General features: G+C 69.9%; 24 protein-coding genes. 14 read left to right on the top strand and 10 right to left on the bottom strand.

All coding sequences use genetic code 11. The features are described from left to right. Positions 1 to 7: 7 nt before the first annotated feature. Complete coding sequence (gene priA / locus ACIRGA_RS10440; protein ID WP_007029948.1) at positions 8 to 745, top strand: bifunctional 1-(5-phosphoribosyl)-5-((5-phosphoribosylamino)methylideneamino)imidazole-4-carboxamide isomerase/phosphoribosylanthranilate isomerase PriA; 738 nt, start codon at positions 8 to 10, stop codon at positions 743 to 745. Between the two features lie 80 nt (positions 746 to 825). After that, positions 826 to 1,179: a DUF1330 domain-containing protein gene (locus ACIRGA_RS10435; RefSeq protein ID WP_400939030.1), complete on the top strand. Its 354-nt coding sequence runs from the start codon at positions 826 to 828 to the stop codon at positions 1,177 to 1,179. On the opposite strand, the gene ACIRGA_RS10430 is transcribed toward ACIRGA_RS10435, so the two are convergent. The 7 genes from ACIRGA_RS10430 to ACIRGA_RS10400 form a co-directional block, all read right to left on the bottom strand. Further along, positions 1,163 to 1,549 (bottom strand): PPOX class F420-dependent oxidoreductase, encoded by a 387-nt coding sequence (locus ACIRGA_RS10430; RefSeq protein WP_400939028.1) that lies wholly within the window; start codon positions 1,547 to 1,549, stop codon positions 1,163 to 1,165. The two genes, ACIRGA_RS10435 and ACIRGA_RS10430, sit on opposite strands and share 17 nt — an antisense overlap. Positions 1,550 to 1,558: 9 nt before the next feature. Further along, positions 1,559 to 2,293: an ABC transporter permease gene (locus ACIRGA_RS10425; protein WP_400939026.1), complete on the bottom strand. Its 735-nt coding sequence runs from the start codon at positions 2,291 to 2,293 to the stop codon at positions 1,559 to 1,561. Next, positions 2,290 to 3,015 carry an ABC transporter ATP-binding protein gene (locus ACIRGA_RS10420; protein WP_400939024.1) on the bottom strand — a complete coding sequence of 242 codons (726 nt, stop codon included), beginning with the start codon at positions 3,013 to 3,015 and terminating at the stop codon, positions 2,290 to 2,292. Before ACIRGA_RS10420 ends, ACIRGA_RS10425 begins: the two co-directional genes overlap by 4 nt. Before the next feature lie 193 nt (positions 3,016 to 3,208). After that, positions 3,209 to 4,132 (bottom strand): NADP-dependent oxidoreductase, encoded by a 924-nt coding sequence (locus tag ACIRGA_RS10415; RefSeq protein ID WP_400939022.1) that lies wholly within the window; start codon positions 4,130 to 4,132, stop codon positions 3,209 to 3,211. A 28-nt stretch (positions 4,133 to 4,160) separates the two neighbouring features. Next, a complete protein-coding gene (locus tag ACIRGA_RS10410; RefSeq protein WP_400939020.1) occupies positions 4,161 to 5,159 on the bottom strand; it encodes a hypothetical protein in 999 nt (332 codons plus the stop codon). Continuing rightward, positions 5,156 to 5,665, bottom strand: coding sequence for an RNA polymerase sigma factor (locus tag ACIRGA_RS10405; RefSeq protein WP_400939018.1), 510 nt, complete (start codon positions 5,663 to 5,665; stop codon positions 5,156 to 5,158). The genes ACIRGA_RS10410 and ACIRGA_RS10405 overlap by 4 nt, the downstream gene beginning before the upstream one ends. 27 nt (positions 5,666 to 5,692) lie before the next feature. After that, a complete protein-coding gene (locus tag ACIRGA_RS10400; RefSeq protein WP_400939015.1) occupies positions 5,693 to 6,319 on the bottom strand; it encodes a TetR family transcriptional regulator in 627 nt (208 codons plus the stop codon). A gap of 38 nt (positions 6,320 to 6,357) precedes the next feature. Here ACIRGA_RS10400 and hisF point away from each other — a divergent pair, with 38 nt between their 5' ends. From hisF to ACIRGA_RS10380, 4 genes are read left to right on the top strand one after another with little or no spacing between them, the layout of a single operon-like run. Continuing rightward, a complete protein-coding gene (gene hisF / locus ACIRGA_RS10395; RefSeq protein ID WP_016335963.1) occupies positions 6,358 to 7,131 on the top strand; it encodes an imidazole glycerol phosphate synthase subunit HisF in 774 nt (257 codons plus the stop codon). Beyond that, positions 7,128 to 7,517, top strand: a complete 390-nt coding sequence (locus ACIRGA_RS10390) for a hypothetical protein (protein WP_400939013.1) — start codon at positions 7,128 to 7,130, stop codon at positions 7,515 to 7,517. The genes hisF and ACIRGA_RS10390 overlap by 4 nt, the downstream gene beginning before the upstream one ends. Then, positions 7,507 to 7,869 (top strand): phosphoribosyl-AMP cyclohydrolase, encoded by a 363-nt coding sequence (hisI, locus tag ACIRGA_RS10385; protein WP_400939010.1) that lies wholly within the window; start codon positions 7,507 to 7,509, stop codon positions 7,867 to 7,869. Before ACIRGA_RS10390 ends, hisI begins: the two co-directional genes overlap by 11 nt. Continuing rightward, positions 7,866 to 8,228 carry a DUF1304 domain-containing protein gene (locus tag ACIRGA_RS10380; protein WP_400939007.1) on the top strand — a complete coding sequence of 121 codons (363 nt, stop codon included), beginning with the start codon at positions 7,866 to 7,868 and terminating at the stop codon, positions 8,226 to 8,228. The genes hisI and ACIRGA_RS10380 overlap by 4 nt, the downstream gene beginning before the upstream one ends. A gap of 224 nt (positions 8,229 to 8,452) precedes the next feature. Here ACIRGA_RS10380 and ACIRGA_RS10375 read toward each other — a convergent pair whose 3' ends face one another. Beyond that, positions 8,453 to 9,058 (bottom strand): TetR family transcriptional regulator, encoded by a 606-nt coding sequence (locus ACIRGA_RS10375; RefSeq protein ID WP_400939004.1) that lies wholly within the window; start codon positions 9,056 to 9,058, stop codon positions 8,453 to 8,455. Positions 9,059 to 9,153: 95 nt separating this feature from the next. On the opposite strand from ACIRGA_RS10375, the gene ACIRGA_RS10370 reads away from it, so the two are divergent. The 5 genes from ACIRGA_RS10370 to trpA all read left to right on the top strand — a co-directional run bounded on the left by ACIRGA_RS10370 (position 9,154) and on the right by trpA (position 14,294). Beyond that, complete coding sequence (locus ACIRGA_RS10370; protein WP_400939002.1) at positions 9,154 to 10,716, top strand: anthranilate synthase component I; 1,563 nt, start codon at positions 9,154 to 9,156, stop codon at positions 10,714 to 10,716. Continuing rightward, complete coding sequence (locus ACIRGA_RS10365) at positions 10,709 to 11,278, top strand: Trp biosynthesis-associated membrane protein (protein ID WP_400939000.1); 570 nt, start codon at positions 10,709 to 10,711, stop codon at positions 11,276 to 11,278. The genes ACIRGA_RS10370 and ACIRGA_RS10365 overlap by 8 nt, the downstream gene beginning before the upstream one ends. Positions 11,279 to 11,470: 192 nt before the next feature. Next, complete coding sequence (gene trpC / locus ACIRGA_RS10360) at positions 11,471 to 12,280, top strand: indole-3-glycerol phosphate synthase TrpC (protein WP_005155232.1); 810 nt, start codon at positions 11,471 to 11,473, stop codon at positions 12,278 to 12,280. Next, on the top strand, positions 12,277 to 13,506 hold the full coding sequence (trpB, locus tag ACIRGA_RS10355) for a tryptophan synthase subunit beta (RefSeq protein ID WP_400938997.1): 1,230 nt from the start codon (positions 12,277 to 12,279) through the stop codon (positions 13,504 to 13,506). Before trpC ends, trpB begins: the two co-directional genes overlap by 4 nt. After that, positions 13,503 to 14,294 carry a tryptophan synthase subunit alpha gene (gene trpA / locus ACIRGA_RS10350; RefSeq protein ID WP_400938995.1) on the top strand — a complete coding sequence of 264 codons (792 nt, stop codon included), beginning with the start codon at positions 13,503 to 13,505 and terminating at the stop codon, positions 14,292 to 14,294. The genes trpB and trpA overlap by 4 nt, the downstream gene beginning before the upstream one ends. A 21-nt stretch (positions 14,295 to 14,315) precedes the next feature. On the opposite strand, the gene ACIRGA_RS10345 is transcribed toward trpA, so the two are convergent. Continuing rightward, the gene (locus tag ACIRGA_RS10345) at positions 14,316 to 15,689 is read right to left on the bottom strand and encodes a glutamine synthetase family protein (RefSeq protein ID WP_400938992.1); all 1,374 of its coding nucleotides are present in this window, start codon (positions 15,687 to 15,689) and stop codon (positions 14,316 to 14,318) included. A gap of 96 nt (positions 15,690 to 15,785) precedes the next feature. On the opposite strand from ACIRGA_RS10345, the gene ACIRGA_RS10340 reads away from it, so the two are divergent. From ACIRGA_RS10340 to lgt, 3 genes are read left to right on the top strand one after another with little or no spacing between them, the layout of a single operon-like run. After that, positions 15,786 to 16,928, top strand: coding sequence for an amidohydrolase family protein (locus ACIRGA_RS10340; RefSeq protein ID WP_400938990.1), 1,143 nt, complete (start codon positions 15,786 to 15,788; stop codon positions 16,926 to 16,928). Then, positions 16,925 to 18,094 carry a M20 family metallopeptidase gene (locus ACIRGA_RS10335; protein ID WP_400938988.1) on the top strand — a complete coding sequence of 390 codons (1,170 nt, stop codon included), beginning with the start codon at positions 16,925 to 16,927 and terminating at the stop codon, positions 18,092 to 18,094. Before ACIRGA_RS10340 ends, ACIRGA_RS10335 begins: the two co-directional genes overlap by 4 nt. Positions 18,095 to 18,123: 29 nt before the next feature. Continuing rightward, positions 18,124 to 19,158 (top strand): prolipoprotein diacylglyceryl transferase, encoded by a 1,035-nt coding sequence (gene lgt / locus ACIRGA_RS10330; protein WP_400938985.1) that lies wholly within the window; start codon positions 18,124 to 18,126, stop codon positions 19,156 to 19,158. A 64-nt stretch (positions 19,159 to 19,222) separates the two neighbouring features. Here the strand turns inward: lgt and ACIRGA_RS10325 are convergent, their stop codons facing one another. Continuing rightward, a complete protein-coding gene (locus ACIRGA_RS10325) occupies positions 19,223 to 20,287 on the bottom strand; it encodes a diacylglycerol kinase (RefSeq protein ID WP_400938984.1) in 1,065 nt (354 codons plus the stop codon). Positions 20,288 to 20,290: the final 3 nt, after the last annotated feature.

Raw genomic sequence — 20,290 nt, 5'->3', positions numbered from 1 at the left:
TGGGCGCGTGACTTTCACGCTCCTTCCCGCCGTTGATGTGGCCGATGGCCAGGCCGTGCGACTCGTCCAGGGCGAGGCCGGCACCGAAACCTCCTATGGCAGCCCGCTGGAGGCGGCGCTCGCCTGGCAGCGTGACGGTGCGGAGTGGATCCATCTGGTGGACCTCGACGCCGCGTTCGGCAAGGGCTCCAACCGCGAGCTGCTCGCCGACGTCGTGGCGAAGCTCGACGTCCAGGTGGAGCTGTCCGGTGGCATCCGCGACGACGCCTCGCTGGAGGCCGCCCTGGCCACCGGCGCGCGCCGGGTCAACCTCGGCACCGCGGCGCTGGAGGACCCGGAGTGGACCGCGAAGGTCGTCTCCTCCTACGGCGACCGCGTCGCCATCGGGCTCGACGTGCGGATCACCGAGGCCGGGCACCGGCTGTCCGCGCGCGGCTGGACGCAGGACGGCGGTGACCTCTGGGAGGTCCTCGACCGGCTCGACCGCGACGGCGCGCAGCGCTACGTCGTCACCGACGTGAGCAAGGACGGCACCCTCCAGGGCCCGAACATCGACCTGCTCCGCGAGGTAGCCGCCCGCACCGACGCGCCGGTCATCGCCTCCGGCGGAGTGTCCAGTGTGGACGATCTCCGCGCGCTGGCCGCGCTGGCCCGCGACGGTGTCGAGGGGTCCATCGTCGGCAAGGCGCTCTACGCCGGCGCGTTCACCCTGCCCGAGGCGCTCGCCGCCGTCGCGGAGTTCTGAGCTTTACCTCCCGGGTAATCGACGCCACGCGCCCGCTCGGTCAGGATTCCTACCAGGACAACGAAACCTGGGAGGACATCATGACCGCGTACGGTATCGCCCACCTTCGCCCCACCGGTGCGCCGACCGAGGAGGTTTTCGAGTACCTGGAGCGGATCCAGGACACGCTCGATCCCTTCGGCGGGAAGTTCCTCGTGCACGGGGCCGAGGTCGAGGTTGTCGAAGGGGAATGGCCGGGAGCGCTGGTGATGATCGGCTTCCCGAGCCTGGCCGTGGCCCGCGAGTGGTACGCGTCGGCCGCCTACCAGGAGATCCTGCACCTGCGGGCGGACCACATTCCGGGTGATTTGATCCTGGTGGACGGCTGCGGACCGGACCACGATTCGGCGGCGATGGCGGCCGGGCTGCGAGCCCAGGTCATTCAGCCGGCTTGATCGCGATTCCCACAGTCCGGTCCTTCGGCCCCCGCAGCCTGCTGAAGAACATCGTGACCCGGCCGGTGATCCCGTACTTCCGCGCGATCACCTTGCGCACGCGTTCGGTCTCGTCGAGGTCCAGCAGCCGCGCCTCGCCCGCGACGACGTCGCCGTGGGTCTTGGCGCCGCGGAAATCGCAGGCCTGGAGCTCGACCCGGCCGCTGTTGCGGATGCGCTTGACCTTGCCCGCCTTCCGCTCGGACCAGATCACCAGTTCGCCGCCGTCGCCCGCCGCCCAGACCGGCGTCGGCACCGGGGTGCCGTTCTTGCGGAAGGTGGTCAGGACGACGTACTTCTCGGCGGCGATCCGCTCGAACTCCGATGCCATGCGGGGAGTCTAGGGCGTCCGCCGGCGCAACGTCGCCGCGCCGAGGACCAGCGCGGCCAGGGCGCAGGCTCCGACGATGAGCAGGTTCCGGATGAGCGTCGCGTCCACGGTGCCCGACGTGGTGACCCGGGTGAGCGCTTCGACGGCGTACGAAAGCGGCATCACGTTCGAAAGCCAGTTGAGGAGCCAGCCCATCTCCCCGCGCGGCACGAACAGGCCGCACAACAGGATCTGCGGCAGCACGAACAGCGGCATGAACTGCACCGCCTGGAATTCCGTCCGCGCGAACGCGCTCACGAAGAGGCCGAGCGCCATCCCGAGGAGGGCGTCCAGGACGGCGATGAGCAGCAGCATCACGATCGAGCCCGCGATGTCGAGGCCCAGCCAGGCGAGCGATACCCCGGCGGCGACGCCGACCTGCACGATCGCTATCGAGCCGAACGCGAGCGCGTAGCCGAAGAGCAGGTCCATCCTGCCGATCGGCAGGGTCATCAGGCGTTCCAGCGTCGCCGTGGTGCGTTCGCGCAGCGTGGTGATCGAGGTGATCAGGAACATGATCAGGAACGGGAAGACGCCGAGCAGCGCCGGGGCGACACGGCTGAACACCGCTTCGGAGTTGAAGACGAAGCGCAGCAGCACCATCAGCAGCGACGGGACGACGATCAGCATCGCGACGGTGCGCGGATCGTGCCGGAGTTGCAGGAGGATGCGGCGGGCCGTGGCCAGGGTCAGGGCGGGATTCATGACGGGCTCACCTCGGTCTCGCGGACCAGCCGCAGGAAGGCCTGTTCCAGATCGGTCGTCCCGGTGCGTTCACGCAACCCGGCCGGGGTGTCGTCGGCGAGGATCCGGCCTTCGCGCATGAGCAGCAGGCGGTCGCAGCGCGCGGCCTCGTCCATGACGTGGCTGGACACGAGCAGCGTCGCCCCGCCCTCGGCGAGACGGCGGAAAAGTGCCCAGAGTTCGTCGCGGAGCACGGGATCCAGGCCGACGGTCGGTTCGTCGAGGACGAGCAGTTCGGGTTTCCCGAGCAGCGCGACGGCGAGGTTGGCCCGGCTGTGCTGGCCGCCGGACAGGGCGCCGACGAGTTTGCCCGCGTGCTCGGCGAGCCCGACCTCTCCGATCACTCTGTCCACATCGGACACCGGCGCACGGAGCACGGAAGCGAAGTAGCGCAAGGCTTCCGTGATGGTGAGGTCGGCGTAGATGGCCGGGTTCTGGGTGGCGTAGCCGATCAACCGCCGCAGCGGCGGGCTGCCCGCGGGATGGCCGAGCACGGTGACTTCGCCCGCGGCGACGATCTGCACGCCGACGATCGAGCGCATCAGCGTCGTCTTGCCGCAGCCACTGGGGCCGAGCAGCCCGGTGATCCGGCCGCGCGGGGTCGCGAAACCGACGTCCCTGACGACTTCACGGCCGCCGCGGACGACCCGCAGGCCCGTCACGGAGATCGCTGAATTAGCCATGCGTTTAATTCTGCGCCTGTTGAGAAGCGCGAGTCAAGGGGGCGCGGCTCGTGAGGGATGAGGAGTTGCCGAGAGGTGCGGCGGCCGACTGGAGCTGAAGGCTCCTTTCGCCGCATCAGACGCGGTGATGGGAACCTTCAGCCCGCCTTAGAACAGTCCTATGTGGACGACCGGGTCACTCACGAGGGAGGACTCACGGGACCAGGACGAGCTTGCCCCGGACGTGGCCCGCTTCGCTCTCGTCCTGGGCCGCGGCCGCTTCGGCGAGCGGGTAGACGCGAGCGATCGGCAGGTCGAGCTTGCCTTCGGCGGCGAGCGCGGCGCCTTCGGCCAGCGAGCCGGGGACCTGCTCGGCCGGAGATCCCGACGTGAAGCGGACGCCGTGGTCGGCCGCGTCCGGCGCGGCGATGGTGATGACCCGCTTCGGACCACCGGTCAGCTCGACGAGCGTGGCGAGCGAGCCACGCCCAGAGGCGTCGAAGGACGCGTCGACGCCATGCGGTGCGACGTCGCGTACGCGCTCGGCGAGCCCTTCGCCGTACTGCACCGGGACGGCGCCCAGCGAACGCAGGTACTCGTGGTTCCCTTCGCTCGCGGTGCCCACCACGGTCAGCCCGCGCGCGACGGCGAGCTGGACGGCGATGGTGCCGACACCTCCGGCCGCGCCGTCGATGAGCAGCGTCTCGCCCTTCTGGAGATCCAGCAGGTCGAGGGCGCGATAGGCGGTGTTGACGACAACGGGCAGCGCCGCGGCGAGTTCCCACGAAAGCGATGCGGGCTTACGGACCAGTTTTGCGGGATTCGCGAGGACGTACTCCGCGTATCCGCCTTCTCCGGAGCCGAGTACCTCGTCACCGGCCGCGAAACCGGACACGCCCTCGCCGATCGCGTCGATCACGCCGGCGATGTCGCCACCGGGGACGGCCGGGAACTCCGTCGGGAACACCTCGGCCATCAGACCGGCGCGGATCTTCCAGTCGATCGGGTTCACGCCCGCGGCCCGGACCGCGACCCGCACCTGTCCGGGGCCCGGCTCGGGGAGTTCCCGCTCGAGGACGCGCAGGACCCCGGAGTCGCCGTACTCGGTGAACGCGATGGAGCGGTAGGTGTCCGTCATGTCGTCGACAACCGCCGCCCGCCCGTCACTATTCCGGTGCCTTTCCGAACCAGCTGTAGTCGCCGGGGATCAGCTGGACGCCGTTCGCGATGTCGAGCAGGGTGGCCTGGTCCTGTTTCCCCGACACGGTGAGCCATCGCCCGCCTTCCACCTGGACGGCGACCGTCTCGTCCTGGGGACCGAGCCGCCCGTCCCGTTTCGGCAGAGAAAAGCCGTCTGCGCCCCTGACCTTGAGCGGCACGGGCTGGGTGTCGCCCGCGTCCGGCCGTTCGGCGCGGAGCGACGCCGTGACGACCGCCGCCGCGGTGGGCTGCCCGGTACGGGTGGCTTCGAGATCGGTCGCGCCCCCGCCGACCGTCATGAACACGTTCACCCCGGACAGCTCCAGATCGGCGGGCAACCTGCCGAACCGCAGTTCACCCGAAACCCTGGCACGGTCGTCCCTGACCATCTCGTCCGCGATCCGCTGACCGACCTCGCGCGGATCCTTCATGCGGTACAACGTCAAGCTCAGCAGGTACGTGTCGTCGGGGGTCCAGGTCAGCGTCGTCGCTTCGTCGTAGGCCTCCGTGACCATCCCGACCCTGCCGTGCACGATGATCTGGTTCGGCGCGGGGGCGATGGTCCACGGTCCGCTCCGCTCGTCCAGCGGAGTGGTGGTCAGCTGCACCTGCCCGGCCTCGCCGCCACTCCACGTCCTGGTCTGTGGTGCGGGGTAGGGCTTCGCGCCGCGTTGTACCTCCTTGAAGCCGTCGGGCAGCCAGCCGGGTTTGTACGGCAGCACCGCCCAATCGGCGTTGCGCGGCGAGGCGGGCGTGACCGCGGTGTAGGCCCGAAGGCCCAGCGGGACGCCGAGCGCGATGATCGCGACCGCCGCCGCGACCAGTGCCAAGGCCATCGTCGGACGGTTTCGCGACCGCTGGGACAGCGCGTCGCGGACCTCGGCCCCGTCGGGCGCCCGCGTCGCCAGGTGTTCGAGGCTTTCCCGGATCAGGTCCTCGGTGTGCTCGTCACTCAGTCGGGTCATTTGCGGGCTCCCGTGGGCTGCACGGACGAGGACGGCCCGGTTTCCCGCAGCGTCGCGAGCGCGCGCGAAATCTGGCTGCGCACGGTCGACGTCGCGCAGCGGAGTACCGCGCCGATCTCCTCGTCGGAGTAGTTCTCGTAGTAGCGGAGCACGATCGCGGCGCGTTGTTTGCGCGGGAGCTTCGCGAGCCGGTCCAGCATCGCGTCGCGTTCGTCGTACTCGATGGCGTGATCGGAGACCGGTGGGCTCACCAGGTCGAGCACTTCCGGCGAGGACGGTGTCACCCGGCGGACCGCCAGGCGCCTTCGCCACGAGAGGTACTCGTTGGTCACCATCCGGCGGACGTACGTCGGTGGCGAGTCGATCTTCGGCCAGCGTTGCTGAGCACGCAGCAGTACCTCCTGGACGATGTCCTGCGCCAGGTACGGATCGTCGGTCAGGACGGCCGCGTAGCGCAGGAGCCCGTCCAGGCGATCCGCGACGAACTCGTCGAAGGTCGCAGGCACGTGTCCCCCTCAGCCGGTGGTCTCCCTCTAGTGACGCGCGAGCCCACCCTGGTGATGCATCGGGAGCCGAACTTTCTCGGCGCCGGGGGTCAGGTAGTACTGCGCGACCGGCGCCAGCATCGCGACGATCTCGTCCTCCGAGGCGGCGGCCAGCGGCGGGAGCCCGATGACGTAGCGCAGCAGCGCGAAGCCGATCATCTGCGCGGCGATCCCGGCCACCCGGGCCTTCGGCACGCCGCGCGCCTCGGCCACGCGCGCCAGCACCGCCCGTTCGAGGAACTGCCGCATCATGGTCGCGACCTGTTCGTTGGTGGTCGCGGAGCGGATCATCGCGAGGAACGGCGCGCGGCCGTCCGGCGCCTGCCAGAGGCCGAGGAACGCGCGGACGAGGCGTTCGCCGACCTCGGCTTCGGGGCCTTCGAGGATCCGGGGGACCAGCTCGCCCGGGTCGACCGGCAGGTTCATCGAAGCGGCGAAGAGCCGTTGCTTGGTGCCGAAGAAATGGTGCAGCAGCGCCGCGTTGACGCCCGCGTCGGCGGCGATGCCGCGGACGGTCGCCCCGTCGTAACCCTGTTCGGCGAACCTGCGCCGCGCCGCGTCGAGGATCATCTCCCGCGTCTCGGTCTGCCCCGGCCGCCGCCCCGCCTGTGCCATTCCGCGAGCTTAGAACGCCCTTGACTACGCTTGTCCCCATGTCAGTCGCAGTCAGGGTCATCCCGTGTCTCGACGTCGACGCGGGCCGTGTGGTGAAGGGCGTCAACTTCGCCGACCTGCGCGACGCCGGTGACCCCGTCGAACTCGCCCGCCTGTACGACGCCGAGGGCGCGGACGAGCTCACGTTCCTCGACGTCACGGCCTCCTCCGGGGACCGCGAGACCACCTTCGACGTCGTCCGCCGGACCGCGGAGCAGGTGTTCATCCCGCTCACCGTCGGTGGCGGCGTGCGCACGAACGACGACGTCAACCGGCTGCTGCGCACCGGCGCGGACAAGGTGAGCATCAACACCGCCGCCATCGCGCGGCCGGAGTTCCTGCGCGAGGCGTCCCGCCGGTTCGGCGCGCAGTGCGTCGTGCTGTCGGTGGACGCGCGCCGGGTCCCCGAAGGCACCGAACCGACCCCGTCCGGATTCGAGGTCACCACGCACGGCGGCCGGCGCGGCACCGGGATCGACGCCGTCGAATGGGCCGCGCGCGGCGAGGAACTCGGCGTCGGCGAGATCCTGCTCAACTCGATGGACGCCGACGGCACGAAGAACGGCTTCGATCTCGAACTCCTCACCCAGGTGCGCGCGGCCGTCCGCGTCCCGGTGATCGCCAGCGGCGGCGCCGGCGCGCTCGAACACTTCCTGCCCGCCGTCGAGGCCGGCGCGGACGCGGTGCTCGCGGCCAGCGTGTTCCACTTCGGACAGTTGAAGATCGGCGAGGTCAAGAGCGCCTTGCGTGCCGGGGGAGTCGTGGTCCGGTGATCCCGAACAAGTGGAAGGCCGCCACCGAGGTCAAGGTCGTCAGCGCGTTGCTGCTCGGGCTCCCGTTCGCGTACATCGCGATGGCGGTGGTCCTCATGTTCGCGCCGTACTCGTCCGCGCGGACGTTCCTGCTGCCGGTGACGTCGCTGGTCCTCGGCGGTCTGGTCGTGGCGGGGCTGGTGCTGAAGATGTCGTCCGCGCGGTTCGCCGGTTTCGGTGTCAGCTTCCTGTTCGCGTTGCTGCACGCGCTGTCCATGATGGCGGCGGAACTCTTCTGGGTGAAGATCGTCTCCGGCCTCCTCTTCGCCGGGTACATCTACACGGCGGTCCTGCTCAACTCGATGCCGGTGAAACGGCACCTTCTCGGAGCCACGAATGACGCTTGACCCCGCCTTGTCGGATCGCTTGAAGCGCAACGCCGACGGGCTGATCGCCGCCGTGGTCGTCGAACACTCCACATCGGACGTCCTGATGATGGCGTGGATGAACGACGAGGCGCTCGAACGCACCCTCACCACGCGGCGCGGCACCTACTACTCGCGCAGCCGCGAGGAATTGTGGGTCAAAGGCGAGACGTCCGGCCACGTCCAGCACGTGCGCGAGGTGCGGATCGACTGCGACGGCGATACCGTCCTGCTGCGCGTCGACCAGACCGGCCCGGCCTGTCACACCGGCACGCACACCTGTTTCGACACCGACGAACGGCTGCTGCTGGCCGACGAGAGCGAGAACGCGTGAACGTCGTCGCCAACGTACTGGTCGGCATCGTCGCCCTGATCCACCTGTACATCGTCGTGCTCGAGATGTTCCTGTGGACCACCCCGCGCGCCCGTGCCTCCTTCGGCACCACCGAGGAGTTCGCGAAGGAGAGCTCCGCGCTCGCGGCGAATCAGGGGCTGTACAACGGTTTCCTCGCCGCCGCGCTGATCTGGGGCCTGATCGCGACCGGGAGCACGGCGTGGCAGTTCAAGATCTTCGGCCTCGCCTGTGTGATCGTGGCCGGGCTCTACGGCACGGCGACGGCGAGCAAGAAGATCTTCTTCGTGCAGGTGGTGCCGGGCACGCTGGCGCTGATCGCGGTGCTGGTCGCCGGCTGACGCGCCTGCTCGCGAGTTACGCCTCCGATCACGCGAGTTCCGCCTCCAATCACGTGTGTCGCGCGTCCGATCACGGAAATCGTCGCCATTCGACCAGCGGATAGTGAAGGCCTCCTTCGCTACCTTCAAGGTAGGCAAGGAGGCATTGGGCGCGATTCACGTGTCCAGACGCGCGACACGCGTGATTGAAGGCGAAACTCACGTGATCAGACGGCGAACTCGGCTCAGTCGATCTTCCCGGTCAGGTAGCGCTGCACGGTCGGCGCGATCGCGGTCACCAGCGGCTCGATCTCGCTCGAAGCCATCGGCTCGAACTTCGCGACGTACCGGACCATGCCCATGCCGACCAGCTGGGACGCGCACAGGGTCGTCCGCAGTTCGATGTTGTCCGAGCCGATGTCGCCGATCACCTTCGTGAAGAAGCTCTGGAAGAACCCGCGCAGCACCTGGGCCGCCTGCTCGTGTCCGGCGACGCTGCGGACGAGCGCCTGGAACACGTCGCCGCCCGCGCCGTCCCATCGGGTGAGGAAGGTCCGCACGATCCGCTGCCCGAACTCGTCGTCGGGGCCGGCGGTCAGTTCGGCGAGGAGTTCGCGCGGGTCGAAGGGGAGCTCCAGGATGGCTTGCCCGAAGAGGCCTTCCTTGCTGCCGAACCAGTGGTTGACCATCGCCGCGTCCACCCCGGCCCGCGTCGCGATCGCGCGGACGGTCGCGCCGTCGAAGCCGCTTTCCCCGAACACCACGCGTGCCGCCTCGATCAGCGCGGTGCGGGTGTCCTGTCCGCCGGGCCGCCGTCCGCGGCGCCGGGCGGTAGTGTCTTCAACAGCCATGGCGCCATCATGAACGGACGCGGCGCAAAATTCAACAATACTTGAATTTTGCCCCCGGTCCCGGACCCACCGACCGTTGCAGCACAATGAGCGACATGGTCAGCGCCGCAAACGCCAGCCCGTCGGGGCTCGGCTCGGTCAGCCCTTCGCGCGACGAGTTCCGCGCGCTCGCCGAGGGCCGTCGCGTCATCCCCGTTGTCCGTCGCGTGCTCGCCGACGGTGAGACCCCCATCGGGGTCTACCGCAAGCTCGCCGCCGACCGGCCGGGGACGTTCCTCTTCGAATCGGCGGAGAACGGCGCTTCCTGGAGCCGATGGTCGTTCATCGGCGTCGACAGTCCCGCCGCGCTGACCGTGCGTGACGGTGAGGCCGTGTGGACCGGCACCCCGCCGGTCGGCTTGCCGACCGAAGGCGACCCGCTCACCGTGCTGCGCGAGACCGTCGCCGCGCTCCACACCGAGCAGCTGCCCGGGATGCCGCCGCTCACCGGCGGCATGGTCGGCTACATCGGCTACGACGCCGTCCGCTGGCTCGAGCGGCTCCCCGAACTCGCCGAGCGCGACCTCGACATCCCCGAGCTCACCATGCTCCTGGCGACCGATCTGGCCGCCTTCGACCACCACGAGGGCACCGTCACGCTGATCGCCAACGCGGTCAACTGGGACGACTCGCCCGAGCGCGTCGACGCGGCGTACGACGACGCGGTCGCGCGCCTGAACGCGATGACCAAGCAGCTGCACGTCGCCGCCCCGGCCACGGCCGCCGTCTTCGACCGCCCCGCGCCCGAATTCACGCGCCGCCGCTCCAAGCCGGACTTCCACGCGGCCGTCGAGAAGGCCGTCGAGGCGATCAAGGCGGGCGAAGCGTTCCAGATCGTGCCGTCGCAACGCTTCGAGATCGAGACCCAGGCCGACGCGCTCGACGTCTACCGCGTCCTGCGCACGTCCAATCCGAGCCCGTACATGTACCTGCTGCGTTTGGACGGCTTCGACATCGTCGGGTCCAGCCCGGAGTCGCTGGTCACCGTGCGGGACGGCCGCGCGACCACGCATCCGATCGCGGGCACCCGCTGGCGCGGCGCCGATCCGGAGGAGGACGCGCAGCTGGCCAAGGACCTGCTCGCGGACGAGAAGGAGCGCGCCGAGCATCTGATGCTCGTCGACCTCGGCCGCAACGACCTCGGCAAGGTCTGCAAGCCCGGCACCGTGCGCGTCGTCGACTTCTTCGACGTCGAGCGCTACAGCCACGTCATGCACATCGTCTCCACGGTCACCGGCGAACTCCTCGACGACAAGACCGCTTTCGACGCCGTCACCGCCTGTTTCCCGGCTGGGACGCTCTCGGGCGCGCCGAAGGTCCGCGCGATGCAGTTGATCGAGGAGCTGGAGCCGACCCGAAGGGCGCTCTACGGCGGCGTGGTCGGCTATCTCGACTTCGCCGGGGACGCCGACACCGCGATCGCGATCCGCACCGCGCTGATGAAGGACGGCACCGCGTACGTCCAGGCGGGCGGGGGAGTCGTCGCGGACTCGGTGGCCGACTACGAGGACAACGAGTCGCTCAACAAGGCCCGTACGGTGCTTTCCGCCGTGGCGGCGGCGCAGACGATGATAGCGGCGGACGAACTCGACCCGGCGGGTGACAGCACTCGTGTCTGAGGCCCCGGAAGCCACCACGCCGAAGAAGGCCAAGCGTCCACTGTGGATCGCCGTGGTGGGCCTGCTGTTGGGCGCGGTGGCGCTGTGGGGTTCCTCGCGGCTCGTGTGGTTCGCGGAGTTCCGCGACGGCGGCGTGCGTGGCACCGTGCTGTACACGGAAACCGGTTCACAGCGGGCGGTTGCGCTGATTCCCCTCGCGTTGCTGGCGCTCGCCGGCACGGCGGGGCTGATCGCCACCGGCGGCTGGCCACGCCGGGTGCTCGGCGTGGTACTCGCCGTGGCCGGCCTCGCCGCGGTGTGGATCGGCGTGGCGGGCGGCTCGTTCAGCGGCTTCGCCGACGGACTGCCGGTCGCCCAGATGCTGGGAGGCCGCGGTCTCGCGATCCTCGGGGGAATTCTCGTGACCGCGGGCGGGTTGGCAGCCATCAAGGGCGCGGGCCGGATGCCGCGCCTCGGCGCGAAGTATTCGGCGCCGGGAGCGAAGAAGAAGGCCGCGAAGGATCCAGAGACCGAGCTGTGGGAGGCGCTGTCCGACGGCGAAGATCCCACCGCGACCCGGTGATGGCCGCGGAAAACGCGCGTTTTCGAGATCTGCACCGCCAAAGATGACACGGTTGGCATTCGGAGCAACGGACATACCCGGAACCAGGCCGTATCCGTGCGGGGGTTAGCATCGTTTCGGCGGGAAGGGGAAGGTTTTTGTGAGCGACCTTGCGAAGGAATCCGTGAGTACGACAGCCGGTGAGGTACTCCGGTGAGCGTGCTCGAAGACATCGTCGCCGGCGTCCGCGCCGATCTCGCCGAGCGCGAGGCGGCACTGCCGTTCGACGAACTGAAGAAGCGCGCGACCCAGGTCGCGCCCCCACGTGACGTGCTCGCGGCCCTGCGCGAGTCCGGTATCGGCGTCATCGCCGAGGTGAAGCGGCGCAGCCCCTCCAAGGGCGATCTGGCCGAGATCCCGGATCCGGCCGCGCTGGCGAAGGACTACGCCGACGGCGGCGCCCGGGTGATCAGCGTGCTGACCGAGCAGCGGCGGTTCGGCGGTTCGCTCGCCGACCTCGACGCGGTCCGCGCGGCGGTCGACATCCCGGTGCTGCGCAAGGACTTCATCGTCAGCCCGTACCAGGTCCACGAGGCGCGGCTGCACGGCGCGGACATGGTCCTGCTGATCGTGGCCGCGCTGGAGCAGAACGCCCTGATCGCGTTGCTGGATCGCGTCGAATCCCTCGGGATGACCGCGCTGGTCGAGATCCACAACGCCGAAGAGGCCGACAAGGCGCTCGAAGCCGGTGCGAAGGTGATCGGCGTCAACGCCCGCAACCTGCACACCCTCGAGGTCGATCGTGACGTGTTCTCGCGGCTGGCCCCCGGCTTGCCGATGGACGTCTTCAAGATCGCCGAGTCCGGTGTCCGCGGCCCCGGTGACCTGATGTCCTACGCGGGTCACGGTGCCGACGCCGTCCTCGTGGGCGAAGGGCTCGTCGCTTCGGGCGACCCGAAGGGCGCGCTGGTCAAGCTCGTCACCGCCGGTTCGCACCCCGCCTGCCCGAGGCCTTCTCGATGACCACTGAGTACCACGAAGAACCCCACGGCAAGCACGATCCGGACGACCGGGGCTACTACGGCCCGTACGGCGGCCGGTTCATGCCGGAGGCCCTGATCGGCGTCGTCGACGAGGTCGCGGCCGAGTACGACAAGGCGCGGAACGACCCGGACTTCGTCAACGAGTTCCGGCGTCTTCTGCGTGACTACGCCGGTCGTCCGTCGCTGCTCACCGAGGCCAAGCGCTTCGGTGAGCACGCCGGCGGCGCCCGGATCTTCCTCAAGCGCGAGGATCTGAACCACACCGGTTCGCACAAGATCAACAATGTGCTGGGCCAGGCTTTGCTCACCAAGCGGATGGGCAAGAAGCGGGTCATCGCCGAGACCGGGGCCGGGCAGCACGGCGTGGCCACCGCCACCGCCTGCGCGCTGCTGGACCTGGAATGCATCGTCTACATGGGCGAGGTCGACACCGAGCGGCAGGCGCTGAACGTCGCCCGCATGAAGCTGCTCGGCGCCGAGGTCATCCCGGTGAAGACCGGTTCGCGCACGCTCAAGGACGCGATCAACGAGGCGCTGCGCGACTGGGTCACCAACGCAGAGGACACGCATTACCTGTTCGGCACGGCGGCGGGCCCGTACCCGTTCCCGATGATGGTGCGGAACTTCCACAAGATCATCGGCGAGGAGGCCCGCGTCCAGATCCTGGAGCAGGCCGGACGCCTGCCCGACGCCGTCGCGGCCTGCGTCGGCGGCGGATCCAACGCGATCGGCATCTTCCACGGCTTCATCGACGACCCGGAAGTCCGTCTCGTCGGGCTCGAACCGGGCGGCGAAGGCATCGAGGGCAACCGTCACGGCGCCACGCTGACCAAGGGCACCCCGGGCAACCTGCACGGCGCGATGACGTACCTGCTGCAGGACGAGGACGGCCAGACCGTCGAGTCGCACTCGATCTCCGCGGGCCTCGACTACCCGGGCGTCGGCCCGGAACACTCGTGGCTCAAGGACAGCGGCCGCGCCGAGTACCGGCCGGTGACCGACGCCGAGGCGATGGACGCGTTCAAGCTGCTTTCGCGTACCGAGGGCATCATCCCGGCGATCGAGTCGGCGCACGCGCTGGCCGGCGCGCTGGTGCTCGGCCGCGAACTCGGCCCCGAGGGGCTGATCATCGTGAACCTGTCCGGTCGTGGCGACAAGGACATGGACACGGCCGCGAAGTACTTCGGCCTGGTGGAGAACGCATGAGCGGGTTGGACGAGGTCTTCGCGAAGACCCGGGCGGAGGGCCGCGGCGCTCTGATCGGGTATCTCCCGGCGGGTTTCCCGACGGTCGACGGGTCCAAGGACCTGCTGGCCGCGGTTGTCGACGGCGGCGCCGACCTGGTCGAGGTGGGCGTGCCCTACTCGGACCCGGTGATGGACGGCCCGACCATCCAGGCCGCGTCGGTGAGCGCGCTTTCCGGCGGCTTCAAGCTCAAGCACCTGTTCGAGGTCGTCGAGTCGGTGTCGTCGCGCGGCGGCAAGGCCGTCGTGATGACGTACTGGAACCCGGTGCACCGTTACGGCGTCGACCGTTTCGCGCGGGATCTCGCCGCCGCGGGCGGGCTCGGGATGATCACCCCGGACCTGATCCCGGACGAGGCCGACGAGTGGATGGCCGCCTCCGAGCAGCATGGTCTGGACCGGATTTTCCTGGTCGCGCCGTCCTCCTCGGAGGAGCGGATCGCGAAGACCGTCGCGGCCTCTTCGGGCTTCGTGTACGCCACCGCGGTGATGGGCGTGACAGGCGCTCGTGACCAGGTCGGCGTACACGCCGAAGACCTGGTCGCGCGTACCCGTGCGCACACGGATCTTCCGATCGGTGTCGGGCTCGGCGTCCGTTCCGGCGAGCAGGCGGCGCAGGTCGCCGGGTTCGCGGACGGCGTGATCGTCGGTTCGGCGCTGGTGACGGCCGCCGCGAGCGGTCTCGACGCGGTTCGGGAGCTTTCGGCCGAGCTGGCCGCGGGCGTGCGGAAGACCGTCGCTCCTGCTTGATCCGCGGGCGCGGCGGTGGCCTCAGTGCCGCCACCGCTGCGCTTCGGTGATCTCCTCCGGGCTCGCGAGCGCGAAGCGCTCGATCTCCGCCCGCCGCACGTCCACGAACGTCGTCGCCAGCGGCGGGCCGAACGCGGCCGTCAGATCCTTGTCCGCCTCGAAGGCCGCGACAGCGTCCTCCAGCCGCAGGGGAAGCCGCTCGATCCCGCGCGTGGCGCGTTCCTCCTCGGTCAAGCTCCCCGGGTCGACGTCGAGCGGTTCCGGCAGCGATGCCTTCTCGTCGGCACCGGCCATCCCCGCGAACAGCAGGGATGCCGCCAGCAGATACGGATTCGCGGTCAGGTCGAAACACTTGACTTCAAGATTCGCTGCCGAGTCACGGTTCCCGGCGACGCCGCGCACCAGCCGCAGCGGCGTCTCCCGGTTCTCCAGGCCCCACGCGCCGAACACCCCCGCCCAATGGTGCGGCTCCAGGCGCAGATAGCTGACGACCGACGGCGCCCCGATCGCGAGCAACGCGGGCAGCCGCTTCAGGATGCCCGCGCTGAACGACTCGGCGACCGGCGTCAGCCCGAAAACCCTGTCCCCGCCCGAGAAAAGGTTCCGCGCGCCGTCCCAGACGCTCAGATGCACGTGCCCGCCGTTGCCGACGCCGGACGGCGCGAACTTCGGGGTGAAGGACGCCTTGAGCCCGTGCCGGTGGCTGAGCGCGCGGATCGTCTCCTTCGTCAGCACGGCGACGTCGGCCGCCCGCACCGGATCGGCCGCGGCGACGGACAGTTCGAACTGGCCGTCGGCGTACTCGGGATGGATCTGCTCCACCTCGACCCCTTGTTTGTCCAAAGTGGACACCAGGGCGCGGAGATAGTCCGCGTGCTCGGAAAGCCTCGCGTAGCCGTACGCGGGGCCCGCGGTGGCCGACGTCGGATCGTCGAGGGCGTCGGCGGCGGTGATCACCCATTCGATTTCGAAGCTCATCCGAGCCCGGTGACCGCGTGCGGCGAGCCGGTCCACCGCCCTCGCCAGCAGGGCGCGCGGATCCTGTCGATGCGGTTCGCCCTCCTGGTCGAGTTTCGTCACCGGCGCCCAGGCCCAGCCGGGCTGACCGGCGAGCACGGTCAGCGCGTCGAGGTCCGGATGCAGCCGCAGATCGCCGACCGGCCCGAGGGAATGCTCACCGCCGGTGATGACGTCGTCGAAACCGAAGAAGTCGAAGGAATTCGAAGCGCCGACACCCCACGCGGCCGCCGACGGCAGCTTCCGCAGCGGCACCGCCTTGACCCGCGCGATCCCGGCGTTGTCCACGAAGGTCAGCGCCACGAGCTCGACACCCCGGGCCCGGAGCTCCCCGGTGAGGGCGGTCGCGCGGGCGGTCAGTGCTTCCCGGTTCACCATGGTTCCTCATCCTGGCCTCGATCGGAGTCCCTTGCCACGCCCGGATCCGGTCATAGGGTGAGGCCGGCCTAGCCGATCACGAGAAGGGACGCGCTCATGCCGGGAACCCCGATCCTGCCGTTCGTCGCCCGGACGAGGCTCGTGGACCACCACTGCCACGGCGTCGTCACCGGTGATCTCGGGCGGATCGAGTTCGAACAACTGCTCACCGAGGCCGACACCGTCTCGTCACTGGGCACGACGTTGTTCGACTCCCTGATCGGGCTCGCGGTCCGGGCCCGCTGCGCACCCGTGCTCGACCTGCCGCCGCACGTCCCGGCCGAGGTCTATCTGGCCCGCCGCGCCGAACTGGGCGCCGCCGAGGTCAACGCGCGGTTCCTGCGCGCCACCGGTACGGCCGAATTCCTGCTCGACGGCGGTTTCCTGCCGGACACGCTGACCACGACCGAGCAGTTCGCGGCTCTGTCCGGCGCCCGCGCGCGGGACATCGTCCGCCTCGAACAGGTCGCCGAAACGGTGATCGGATCCACCACGGCGGCCGGATTCGCTTCGGCCTTCGCGGCAGAGTTGGCGAAACGCGCCACGACGGCCGTCGGGTTCAAATCCATCGCCGCCTACCGGGTCGGCCTCGACCTGGCGGGGGAGCGGCCGTCGGACGCCGAAGTCACCGCGGCGGCGGGCCGCTGGCTCGCGCGGATCGAAGCGGGCGAACCGGTCCGGCTCGCGGACGAGGTGCTGCACCGGTTCCTGATCTGGACCGGGATCGACCTGGCGCTGCCGATCCAGTTCCACGTCGGGTTCGGCGACTCCGACGTCGACCTGCACCGCTGCGATCCGCTGCTGCTCACCGGGCTGCTGCGGGCCACCCGGTCCCGCGGGGTGCCGATCATGCTGCTGCACAACTATCCCTTCCACCGGAACGCCGCGTATCTGGCGCAGGTGTTCGAGCACGTGTTCATCGACGTGGGACTCGCGACGCACAACGCCGGTCATCGTGCGACCGCGATCATCACGGAGACAATGGAGATCGTGCCGTTCGGGAAGCTGCTCTTCTCCACCGACGCGTTCGGGCTGGCCGAGCTGTACCACCTCGGCACCGCGCTGTTCCGGCAAGGACTGTCCGACTTCCTGTACGCGGGACTCACTTCGGACGTACTGTCCGAAGTGGACGCGCATCGGATAGCGGCGCTGGTGGGGCACCGCAACGCCGAACGGGTGTACGGGCTGGAGGGGACATGACGGAACTGGACGAACTGCAGGACCGATGGGAGGCCGCCCTCGAGGCGGAACTGCCGTCCGCGATCGAACTGCGGCACCGCGTGCACGCCGATCCGCGCGCGTCGGGGGACGAGGAGGACACCGCGCGGGTCGTCGTCGAGGCGCTGGGCATCGACGAAGGCGTCCGGGTCGCCAAGACCGGGCGCGCCGTGCTGCTCCCCGGGACCGCGCCGGGACCGGCGGTGGCGCTGCGCACCGAACTCGACGCGCTGCCGGTCACCGAGCGCACGGGTGTTCCGTGGGCCTCGGAGACGCCGCTGATGCACGCGTGCGGACACGACGTCCACATGGCCGCGCTCGTCGCCACCTGCCGCGCGGCCGCCGTCGTCGGGGTGCCCCGGCCGCTCGTCGCGCTTCTCCAGCCGCGTGAAGAGACTTCACCGTCCGGCGCGCTGGACATCGTCGAGTCCGGCGTGCTCACCGAGTACGGCGTCGAGTCGGTCATCGGCGCGCACGTCCAGCCCCGGCTCGCCGCGGGGGTGGTGTCGGCGGTGCCGGGACCGGTCAACGCCTCGACCGACGAGTTCGACATCGTGGTCCGCGGCCAGGGCGGGCACGCCGGGTACCCGCATCTGCTGCGGGACCCGATCCTCGCGCTCAGCCAGATCGTGGTGAGCCTGCAACAGCTCGCGAGCCGCCGGGTCGACCCGGTGTTCGGCGCGGTCTGCTCGGTCGGCCGGATCGAAGCGGGCACGACGGCGAACGTGGTGCCGAACGAGGCGCACCTTTCGGGCTCCCTGCGGCTGATGCGCGCAGAGGACCGCGACCTCGCGCTGGAGGGGCTCGCCGAAATCGTCCACGGCACCGCGAAGGCGCACGGCTGCCGGGCGGAACTGGAGATCAGCCCGTGCGAACCGGTGCTGCACAACGACGCCGGGCTCACCCAGCGCGCGCACCGGCGGCTCATCCGGACCGGGGCGGGCGTGGACACCGATTTCCGGTCGTTCGGCGCCGACGACTTCGCGCACTACTGCGGGATGACGCGCGGGCTGATGATGTTCGTCGGCCTCGGCGACACCGCGGGCGCGCCCAGCCTGCACGACGAGCTGTTCCTGCCGCCCGACACGGCCGTCGGGCACGTCGCGTCCGCGCTGATCGCGGGCTATTTGGCCGCGGTCGAGGGCTGACGCCCCCAAGAAGTGGATGAAGCGCTACGGTGGCCGACGTGAATACCGCCTCGGCAGCGTTCCTCGCGACCATCCCCAGCCCCGACCAGGGCGTCTGGCATATCGGGCCGGTCCCGATCCGGGCCTACGCGCTCTGCATCATCGCCGGCATCATCGTGGCGATCTGGCTGGGCGAGCGGCGCTGGGTGAACCGCGGTGGCACGAAGGGCACGGTCATCGACATCGCGGTCTTCGCGGTGCCGTTCGGCCTGGTCGGCGGCCGGCTGTACCACGTCATCACCGACAACCAGCTGTACTTCGGCGAGGGCAAGAACCCGCTCAACGCGCTGAAGATCTGGGACGGCGGCCTCGGCATCTGGGGCGCCATCGCGCTCGGCGCCGTCGGCGCGCTGATCGCCTGCCGCCGCCGGGGCATCCCGCTGCCCGCGATGGCGGACGCGCTCGCGCCGGGGATCGTGATCGCGCAGGCGATCGGGCGGCTCGGCAACTACTTCAACCAGGAGCTCTACGGCGCGCACACCGATCTGCCGTGGGGACTGGAGATCTACCAGCGCTACAACCCGACCGACCCGGACGACTTCCTGAACGGCATCGCGATCGGGCACGTCCCGCTGCCGGACAGCCCGGTGCACCCGACGTTCCTCTACGAGCTCGTCTGGAACCTCGGGGTCGCGCTGCTGGTGATCTGGGCGGACAAGAAGTTCCGTCTCGGCCACGGCCGCGCGTTCGCGCTGTACGTCGCCGGGTACACCGCCGGCCGGTTCTGGATCGAGATGATGCGGACCGACACCGCGAACCACATCCTCGGCCTGCGGGTCAACGTGTGGACCTCGATTCTGCTGTTCGCCGCGGCGATCGCGTACTTCGTCCTGGCCGCCAAGCGTGGGCCACGGGAAGCGCCGGAAACGCTGTGGAGCAAGGACATGCCGCGAGAGGACGACGCCTCTCCCGCTGAGCCTTCCGCCGAAGAGACGCACGCGGAGGTCGCGGCGGCTCCGGACACTGTCCGGGACTCGGCCGCCGACAAGGCGACCGAGGACCCGAAGCCGGACTCCGAGAAGTAGCGCTCGTAAGTCCGTGAAGGCCTCCTTGCCTACCCTCAAGGTAGGCAAGGAGGCCTTCACGGCATTAGGGCGAGACCAGGCCCCGCCCCGTCACCAAAGGCAGGTCCAGCGCCGTCAGCAGCCCTGGCGGAGCCGCCACCACCGCCGGGATCGCGTTCACCAGCCGCATCGCGGTCGCCTTCAGCCCGGCGGTGTTGTGGTCGCCGTCGGTACCGACCAGCCGCAGGTCCAGCACGTAGTTGGGCTCGCCGGTCACCTCGACGCGGTAGCAGCCCTGCCCGGTCGGCTGCGGCCAGTCCGGCCCGAGGTCGCCGCGCAGGCGCGTGATGTGCTCCAGCACGCACACCGCCCGCCCGCCGCGCATCCCGCGCACCTCGAACCGCAGCGCCGCCGCCGTGCCCTCTTTGATCGTGCCGGACGCGATCTCGAACGTCTCAGGCGCCGGAAGCCGTTCGTAGACCTCCTCGACGGCATCGAGTTCGACGTCCAGCCCGGCCGCGAGCTGCCGCACGACGCTGCCCCAGGCCAGCGACAGCACGCCGGGCTGCAGCAACAGCGGCAGGTCGTCCATCTCCCGGCCGAAGCCCATGATGTCGAACAAAACCTTGCCGTTGTCGTACGTGGAGTAATCGAGGATTTCCAGGCAGCGCACCTCGTCGATCCGTTCGCACACACCGGTGAGCACCAGCGGCAGCCAGTCGTTGGCGAAGCCGGGGTCGACACCGTTGACCCACAGCGAAGCACCGCCTTCACAGGCGGCCTCGCGGATCGGCTCGATCATCTCCGGCGGGACGACACCTTCGGGGTACTGAAGGAACACCGGGCTGCTGGACACCACGTTGATCCCCGCGCGCAGGAAGCGTTTCAGGTCCTCGACGGCCTCGACGAGCCTGTCGTCCGCCATCGCCGTGTAGAGCACGCAATCCGGCTTCAGCGCGATGAGCGCGTCCGCGTCGGTGGTGGCCGCGATACCGAGCGGGCGCCCGAGCCCGGCCAGCTCCCCGGCGTCCACGCCCGCCTTGGCCTCGCTCGAAACCCAGACCCCGGCGAGTTCGAGATCGGGCCGCGCGGCTATCCCCGCCAGCGCGTGGCGGCCGACGTTCCCGGTACTCCACTGGACCACGCGCACAGC

Source organism: Amycolatopsis sp. NPDC102389 (assembly GCF_044765885.1).
Taxonomy (GTDB): domain Bacteria; phylum Actinomycetota; class Actinomycetes; order Mycobacteriales; family Pseudonocardiaceae; genus Amycolatopsis.
The sequence above is the reverse complement of the archived record's forward strand: the minus strand, read 5'-3'. Positions and strand labels throughout refer to the sequence as shown.

Bases quoted from the DNA above. Each gene is read 5' to 3' on its own strand.
- hisF (WP_016335963.1), top strand. From the start codon at position 6,358: ATGTCAGTCGCAGTCAGGGTCATCCCGTGTCTCGACGTCGACGCGGGC.
- ACIRGA_RS10430 (WP_400939028.1), bottom strand. From the start codon at position 1,549: ATGGCATCGGAGTTCGAGCGGATCGCCGCCGAGAAGTACGTCGTCCTG.
- ACIRGA_RS10345 (WP_400938992.1), bottom strand. From the start codon at position 15,689: ATGGTGAACCGGGAAGCACTGACCGCCCGCGCGACCGCCCTCACCGGG.
- ACIRGA_RS10420 (WP_400939024.1), bottom strand. From the start codon at position 3,015: ATGGCTAATTCAGCGATCTCCGTGACGGGCCTGCGGGTCGTCCGCGGC.
- ACIRGA_RS10425 (WP_400939026.1), bottom strand. From the start codon at position 2,293: ATGAATCCCGCCCTGACCCTGGCCACGGCCCGCCGCATCCTCCTGCAA.
- ACIRGA_RS10415 (WP_400939022.1), bottom strand. From the start codon at position 4,132: ATGACGGACACCTACCGCTCCATCGCGTTCACCGAGTACGGCGACTCC.
- ACIRGA_RS10340 (WP_400938990.1), top strand. From the start codon at position 15,786: ATGCCGGGAACCCCGATCCTGCCGTTCGTCGCCCGGACGAGGCTCGTG.
- trpB (WP_400938997.1), top strand. From the start codon at position 12,277: ATGACCACTGAGTACCACGAAGAACCCCACGGCAAGCACGATCCGGAC.
- ACIRGA_RS10375 (WP_400939004.1), bottom strand. From the start codon at position 9,058: ATGGCTGTTGAAGACACTACCGCCCGGCGCCGCGGACGGCGGCCCGGC.
- ACIRGA_RS10370 (WP_400939002.1), top strand. From the start codon at position 9,154: ATGGTCAGCGCCGCAAACGCCAGCCCGTCGGGGCTCGGCTCGGTCAGC.
- ACIRGA_RS10335 (WP_400938988.1), top strand. From the start codon at position 16,925: ATGACGGAACTGGACGAACTGCAGGACCGATGGGAGGCCGCCCTCGAG.
- ACIRGA_RS10410 (WP_400939020.1), bottom strand. From the start codon at position 5,159: ATGACCCGACTGAGTGACGAGCACACCGAGGACCTGATCCGGGAAAGC.
- hisI (WP_400939010.1), top strand. From the start codon at position 7,507: ATGACGCTTGACCCCGCCTTGTCGGATCGCTTGAAGCGCAACGCCGAC.
- ACIRGA_RS10435 (WP_400939030.1), top strand. From the start codon at position 826: ATGACCGCGTACGGTATCGCCCACCTTCGCCCCACCGGTGCGCCGACC.
- ACIRGA_RS10400 (WP_400939015.1), bottom strand. From the start codon at position 6,319: ATGGCACAGGCGGGGCGGCGGCCGGGGCAGACCGAGACGCGGGAGATG.
- trpA (WP_400938995.1), top strand. From the start codon at position 13,503: ATGAGCGGGTTGGACGAGGTCTTCGCGAAGACCCGGGCGGAGGGCCGC.